The 6,685-nt window shown below is 67.9% G+C and carries 7 protein-coding genes; 5 read left to right on the top strand and 2 right to left on the bottom strand.

Annotation, left to right across the window (positions count from 1 at the left end; translation table 11 throughout):
• Positions 1–1,181: serine hydrolase domain-containing protein (locus tag ELR45_RS12610; RefSeq protein WP_165367721.1), on the bottom strand; the 1,181-nt coding region annotated here is incomplete at its 3' end.
• A gap of 213 nt (positions 1,182–1,394) precedes the next feature.
• Between ELR45_RS12610 and ELR45_RS12605 the strand changes: the two genes are divergently transcribed.
• The 3 genes from ELR45_RS12605 (at position 1,395) to ELR45_RS12595 (ending at position 3,230) form a co-directional block, all read left to right on the top strand.
• Positions 1,395–2,402: a type IV toxin-antitoxin system AbiEi family antitoxin domain-containing protein gene (locus ELR45_RS12605; protein WP_165367720.1), complete on the top strand. Its 1,008-nt coding sequence runs from the start codon at positions 1,395–1,397 to the stop codon at positions 2,400–2,402.
• 157 nt (positions 2,403–2,559) lie between these two features.
• A complete protein-coding gene (locus ELR45_RS12600; protein WP_205856489.1) occupies positions 2,560–2,805 on the top strand; it encodes a type II toxin-antitoxin system Phd/YefM family antitoxin in 246 nt (81 codons plus the stop codon).
• The gene (locus tag ELR45_RS12595; RefSeq protein WP_205856488.1) at positions 2,802–3,230 is read left to right on the top strand and encodes a type II toxin-antitoxin system VapC family toxin; all 429 of its coding nucleotides are present in this window, start codon (positions 2,802–2,804) and stop codon (positions 3,228–3,230) included. The genes ELR45_RS12600 and ELR45_RS12595 overlap by 4 nt, the downstream gene beginning before the upstream one ends.
• Positions 3,231–3,383: 153 nt before the next feature.
• On the opposite strand, the gene ELR45_RS12590 is transcribed toward ELR45_RS12595, so the two are convergent.
• Positions 3,384–4,604, bottom strand: a complete 1,221-nt coding sequence (locus ELR45_RS12590) for an amidohydrolase family protein (RefSeq protein ID WP_129666401.1) — start codon at positions 4,602–4,604, stop codon at positions 3,384–3,386.
• Between the two features lie 219 nt (positions 4,605–4,823).
• On the opposite strand from ELR45_RS12590, the gene ELR45_RS12585 reads away from it, so the two are divergent.
• A complete protein-coding gene (locus tag ELR45_RS12585) occupies positions 4,824–6,158 on the top strand; it encodes an adenylate/guanylate cyclase domain-containing protein (RefSeq protein WP_205856487.1) in 1,335 nt (444 codons plus the stop codon).
• A 114-nt stretch (positions 6,159–6,272) separates the two neighbouring features.
• A partial coding sequence (locus tag ELR45_RS37690; RefSeq protein ID WP_205856486.1) for an ABC transporter ATP-binding protein occupies positions 6,273–6,685 on the top strand: 413 nt, incomplete at its 3' end.

Raw genomic sequence — 6,685 nt, 5'->3', positions numbered from 1 at the left:
CCCGTCGAGCCTTCGGGCACAGGTAGCGGCTCGCCGCTCACCAACGACGGCCCGAGTGTCTGAACCAGTTGCCCGGCGGTCACGTCCGGGGTGTTCGTGGCGACGGCGATCGTCCGCTCGCTGTCGGGCAACCACACGACGGTCGCCTCGTGTCCGGAGTCGCCGCCTCCGCCCGAGAAGGTGTAGACGGGCTCGCCGAGGGCTGACGCGTCAAGCATCGCCCATCCCCGTGCGACCGATGTGCCGTCGCCGTGGTCGAAGCCGGAGGCGGCCATGACCTCGACGGCCACCGGCGAGATGATCTGGCCGGTGAACAGGGCGTGTGTCCACGTGGCCAGGTGCTCCGGCGTCATGGCGAGGTCGCCGTTGCCGCTGAGGGCCCAGTGCGGGCCTTCGAAGTCGCCCTGATCGCCCGCCGGGCCGTCGTCGTGATAGCCGACCGCGCGGGGATCCGGCGCGGCCGGCTCGCCGTTCCAGAAGCCGCCGGCGACGTCACCGCCGGGCAGCGGGAGGATCTCGGAGGCCATGTGGTCGCGGTAGTTCCCGGTCACTTCGTCGATGATCAGTGCCAGCAGCGTGTACCCGGCGTTCGAGTACAGGTAGTCGGAGCCTGGCTCGAAGGTTTGCTCCAAGCCGCCGATCGCGTCGAGCGCGTCGTCACGTTCAAGCGGCTGACGGTCCTCGGCGAACGTTCCGGTGAGCCCGCTGGTGTGCAGCAGCAGCTGGTCGACGGTCGCGTCGGCCACCGGACCGTCGAGGTCAGGGAGAATGTCACCGGCTCGATCGTCGAGCGAGAGTTCGCCCTTCTCGGCGAGGTCGACGATGGCAGCGGCGGTGAACGCCTTTGATATCGAGCCGATGCCGAACACCGTGTCGGCCGTGTTCGGTGTATCGGTGGCCTCGTCGGCCAGTCCGTAGGCGGCGAGGCAGTCGAATTCGCCGCTGGTCGAGATGGCGACGGACCCGCTGAACCCAGCCTCTGCCCAGGCGCTGAACGCGTCGGCGAGCTCGGGATCACATTGTGATGCGGCGCCTGTGACGGCCGGCTCGTCGTCTGGTGTGCCCGTGTCGCGGCTGGGCGTGTCAGTGTCAGTGGTGCAAGCGGCCATGGTCACTGCGACGGCCGCGAGTGCTACGAGGGATGTTCTCGTACGCGCGAGCCTTGCGAGTGGTGTCTTCATGAATGCGAACGTACGGATCATGCTGCAAACGTGATGTAAACGAGGGAGAGGTTGAGCCCACGGATCCTCAAGGTGGGTTCCTGGCCTTGTGTAACGGTTAAGACGCCAAGATCCCGCGTAAGCGTTACAGGAGGCCAGGAACCCCTCGTTAGTTGTCCACAACCTGGTACACGGATCTACCCGGGGACGCGTCGACGACCGACGATGGGCGACATGTCCGCACGCCTCAGCTGTCTCCCAGGCGACGTCGAAGACCAACTTGTCCTTGGCGACGGTTTGCTGACGGTTGAACGTGTGCGCTGTGCCGGCATCACGCGCCCGCGGATAAGTCGGCTCGTGCGAGCCGGACTTCTGGTTCGCCTAGCCAGGGGCGTCTATGCGAGCCGCGAGAGCTACGACGATGCGTTGCCGTGGGAGGCCTTCGCACTGCGCTCACGGGCGTTCACCTGGGCTTGCGGCCCGAGCGCGCATGCCGCGGGGTGGTCGGCCGTGGCAATTCGAGGGCTGCCTGCCATCGATCCGCCTCCTCAGAAGCCCATCGTCGTCATGCCGTTGGGCTCGGGAGCGGACACGAATTCGGCATTTGGCGAGGTCCGAGAGGTCGCATTGCCGCCGGAGCACCGCACGGTCGTCAACGGCTGCCCGATCCTGACCGATTCCCGCGTTGTTGCCGACATCGCACGGACTGGAGCCAGGGACGATGCTCTGGTTCTCGCCGACGCGGCACTTGCGGCCGGGACTACGGTCGAGGAGCTACGCGATGTGCTGAACGTGCAGCGCTTCTGGCCGGGCGTCCCAGAAGCGAGGTGGGTCGTTGAGCACGCCGACGCGTACGCGGAGTCCGCACTGGAGACGCTCGGACGGCTCACTTTCATCGAGTACGACCTGCCCGTTCCCATCTCCAATGCCTGGATCGAACTTGGGCCGATCCGGTACCGCCCGGATCACCTGCTGGACGACCTCTGGTTGATCTTCGAAGGTGACGGCGATATCAAGTACAACGAACGGCTCGACGCGGCGGCTGTTGTCCGCCAGCAACGCGAACGGGAATGGGAACTGCGTGAACGCGGCTTTGAGATCTCCCGATACGGATGGTCGAACGCCAGACACCATCGCCGGCAACTGGCCGAACGGTTCAGGGCGGTCATCGCGGAACGTACGCCACGTCCACAGGGCTGCTCTTGGTACCGCGAGACTCGAACGTACCGGCAAGCGGCATAGTGCCCCGATCGAGTGGGCTGCTCAATGTTCCTGGCCTTGTGTAACGGATAGGGCGCGCCAGAACCCCGCGTAAGCGTTACAGGAGGCCAGGAACCTTCTTCTCCGGAGGGTAAAAGTGGCGCTTGCAGATATGACCATGGTGCGTGACCATGGTCATATGGCGATCACCGACGTGGAACACTCCAGTATGCCGGCCGGCCGGTTCAAGGCTGTGTGCCTGAAGGTGCTGGACGAGGTGGCGGAGACGCGCGTACCCGTGACCATCACCAAGCGTGGAAAGCCGGTCGCTCGGCTGGTGCCCGTGGAGCAGCCCGCGCCGCTGTTCGGCGCGTTGGCCGGCACGGTCGGGCGGTACGACGACCTCATCAGCCCGGTCGACGATGAGTGGGACGCGCTGCGGTGACATCCACGGCAAGTGCCGGCGTCGTCCTGGACACGCATGTGCTGGTCTGGTTGATGGCGGGCGACGGCCGGCTCTCGCCGGAGCTACGCCAAGCGATCGAGAACGCGTCGTACGAGGCGGGAGCGAATGTGAGCGCGATCTCGCTGTGGGAGATCGCCATGTTGGTGGCCAAGGAGCGTCTGCAGCTCACTCGTGACGTAGGGGAGTGGGTCGATCTGGTGGCGGCGAACCCGGGTCTGACCGTCGTTCCGCTGGCCCCGGAGGTTGCCGTCGCCAGCACGAGGCTTCCCGGTGAGATCCACCGGGACCCCGCCGACCGCATCATCGTGGCCACCGCCCGCACGCTCAACGCCACGCTGGTCACCGCCGACCAGGCGTTGCTCGACTACGGTGCGGCCGGTCACCTCGCCGTGCTTGCCGCCTGAGTTGACGGAGGCTGACACCCTCACCTTCACGCTCGCCCGTCGTGAGTAGAAGGAGAGCTGGAACGAAAATTGGGTGTCGGTGCCCGCGATGCTGACGAGTAGGGTACCGTTTTGCACGTTGTTGACCTGGTGGTTCACTAGATCGCACGACCTCTAGGCCGGAGTGACGGGTGCGGGTACGGACTCGCAGCGTTGGCCCATCCGGAAGACGGCACGGACGTCGAGCACTGCCGCGGGGTCCCGTAGCGGATCACCGTTGACCGCGATGATGTCGGCATCGAAGCCGGGCGCAATACGCCCCTTCCGATCGCCGAGCCCGCACACTCGGGCCGCTCGGGAGGTGACCGCACCCAGCGCCTCGGCCGGCGGCCAGCCGAGCTCGTCGACGAACTGCCGAACCGCATGCGGCAGAACACCGTGCGGCTTCGGCGGCCCGATACCGGCGTCGCTTCCGCAAACGATGGTGACGCCGGCGAGTGTCATCGAGCGGAGCAGATCGATGATCGCGTTGATTCGTGTCGCGATCGCCGGCGGCAGCGTGGGATCGGGGAGCATACCGAGCGTGGCCGACACGGCCACGCCGGCGGCGGCGATGGCCGCGATGGTCTCCGCGTGCGGTTCAACGCCGTCCGCAGTCATGAACGAGCAGTGCTCGATCGAGTCGAAGCCGGCGGCCAGCACGTCGGCGATCGCCTGACCCGCGTGTGCGTGCGCGGTGATCGGCAGGCCCAGCCGGTGCGCCTCCTCCGCGGCTGCACGCAGTTCGTGGAGTCCGTATTGCGGCAGCTCCGACCGGGTTCCCTCGGTCATGACGCCTCCGCTGGCCATCACCTTGATAACGTCCACGCCGCGCTCGGCATGCTCGCGCACGGCGGCCTTGATGCCATCGACACCGTCGGCCTTGCCGCCCAGTGCCCCGCAGTGGCCGCGCGTCGTCGTGATCGGCGGACCGGCGGCGAGGACCTGCGGTCCCTCGGAGGGACGTTGTGCCAGCTCGTCCCGTAGCCGGAGAGCGAGGTAGTCGCGGTCACCCAGGTCACGGACCGTAGTGATGCCAGCCGCGAGCGTGGTGCGCGCCGCTGCCCGCATCATGTCGAGCGCCTCGTCCGCGCTGACGCTCGCCAGCCGGCCGATCGGGTCCGGGCCGGCGTCGAAGCCGAGGTGCACGTGCGTGTCGACCAGGCCGGGCATCAGGGTGACATCGCCGAGGTCGGCGGAGGTGGCGCGGCTAGGGGTGTTGTCGGCGAGGACGGCGCTCGCGCTGTCTCCCGGTCGCACGTCGAGGATGCGGCCGTCGGCGATCACGACGGTCGGCGACGCCAGCTTCGCAGGTCGCTCGCCGTCGAACAGGCGCGTCCCTCGAATCGCGAGCATCATTTCTTCCCTCCCGACACCGGCGCGTGAGATCGCTGTGATGCGCCGCGACGTCTGCGCATATCTCGCTGGTGGGCGAGCCGGTCATTGAACGGTACGGGCAGGGTCGGCTGTATCGACAGGGTGCAGACCGGCGGCGGCGTGGGGATGCTGGCACCCCGCCGACGTCGGTGGCCGACACCCTGGTGCCGGAGCCCGGGACACGGTGTGATGGCTGCTGTGACCACGACCGATGGAGTGATCAGCGTGCTGCTGGCGGACGACAACGCAATCGTCCGGGCCGGTGTGCAGGCGCTGCTCTCGCTCTCTGGCGACCTCGATGTCGTCGCCACGGCGGAGGATTACGACGGTGTCCTCAGCCAGGCGGAGGAGCACCGTCCGCAGGTCGTGGTCACCGACATCCGGATGCCGCCCCGTTTCGCCGACGAGGGCATCGAGGCGGCCAAGGAGGTGCGACGGCGGCTGCCGGGAACGGGCGTCGTCGTGCTGTCCCAGTACAGCGACCCGGAGTACGCCGTCGCGTTGCTCGCGCAAGGGGCCGCCGGGTACGCGTACCTGCTCAAGGAGCGGGTGGCGGACGGGGACCGGCTGGTGCGGGCGGTGCGGGAGGTGGCGGCGGGCGGCTCGATGCTCGACCCGGAGATCGTCACCGCACTGGTGGCGCCGGCGAAGGGCGGCACCGGGCTGTCCGCCGAGGAGGAACGGCTGCTGACGATGGTGGCGGAGGGCAAGGCGGTGAAGGCGATCGCTGCGGCGCTGGAGACCACGCCGGCGGTGGTCGACCACGCCGTCGAGGAGCTCTTCCTCCACTTGGCCCGAGATGCCAGCTCCGGCCGTCGCGACGCGCTGGCGCGGCTGCGCAAGTTGCACACGGCCATCCTCGACCGTGAGGAGCAGGGCGAGACACTGAGCCGTCTGCTGCCGTCCGGGCTCGCCGACAAGCTGCGCGCCGATCCCGACGCCGTCGCCCGGACCGACCGCCTGACGGTCACGGTGCTGATGTCGGACGTCCGCGGCTACTCCGGGATCGCGGAGCGTACCGATCCGTCCGTTTTAGCTCGCCAGCTAAATATGCACCGCAAAGCCATGAACTCTGCCATTCTTAAGCAAGAGGGGACCGTCATGCAGTACGTGGGGGACGCTGTGATGGCTGTGTTCGGTGCTCCATTCCCGCAGGCGGATCATGCCGAGCGGGCGCTGGTCGCCGCCCTGGACATGCACCGCCGGCAGGCCATTGTCGATCGCGGCTGGGCGGGTGAAGGGCTTGAGCCGTTCGGTATGGGCATCGGTCTGTCCACCGGCGAGGTCGCCGCCGCACTGCTCGGCAGCGACGAGCGGCTCGAATACACGCTGGTCGGGGACACAGTCAACATGGCGCAGCGGCTGCAGGACCTGGCCCGGCCGGCAGGGACGACGATCGCCAGCGAGGCCACTGCGGCCTCGGCCCCGGACTGGGCCTTCGAGCAGCTCGACTCCGTACACGTCAAAGGACGCGATGCGCCGGTGACGGCCTGCCGTGTCATCACATCACCCATGCGTCTGGGCGTGTCCTGATGAATCTATTGCTCACTGGGCGACGCCGGCTGGGACGCCGGCCGGGATGCGGAGGGCCTGCGAGTCAGGCGACTCCCATTCCGCACGACCTCTGACAGGAGAGGGGCATTTGAGATGATGACCGCACTGAAGGCACGTGGCGTCCGCCGGACGTTCGAGGCCGAGCTGGCGCCGGTACGCGCGCTGCGCGGCGTCGACCTGAACGTCGCCCACGGCGAGTTCGTCGCCCTGATGGGTCCGTCCGGCTGTGGGAAGTCGACGCTGCTGAACATCTTCGCCGGGCTGGACCAGGCCGACGAGGGCGAGGTCGTCGTCGACGGCCTGCGGGTCGATGACCGGGACGAGAACTGGCTGGCGAAGTTCCGGCGGCACCATGTCGGCATCGTGTTCCAGTTCTTCAACCTGCTCGAGGGCGTCTCGGCGCTGGACAACATCGCGTTGCCCGCGATCCTCGGTGGGATGCGCCGTAAGGCGGCCGAGTCGCGGGCACGCGACCTGCTTGACCTGCTCGGCCTGGGAGACCGGAC

It is taken from the genome of Phytoactinopolyspora endophytica, from assembly GCF_004138495.1.
Lineage (GTDB): Bacteria > Actinomycetota > Actinomycetes > Jiangellales > Jiangellaceae > Phytoactinopolyspora > Phytoactinopolyspora endophytica.
This window is presented reverse-complemented; position numbering and strand designations above follow the sequence as displayed.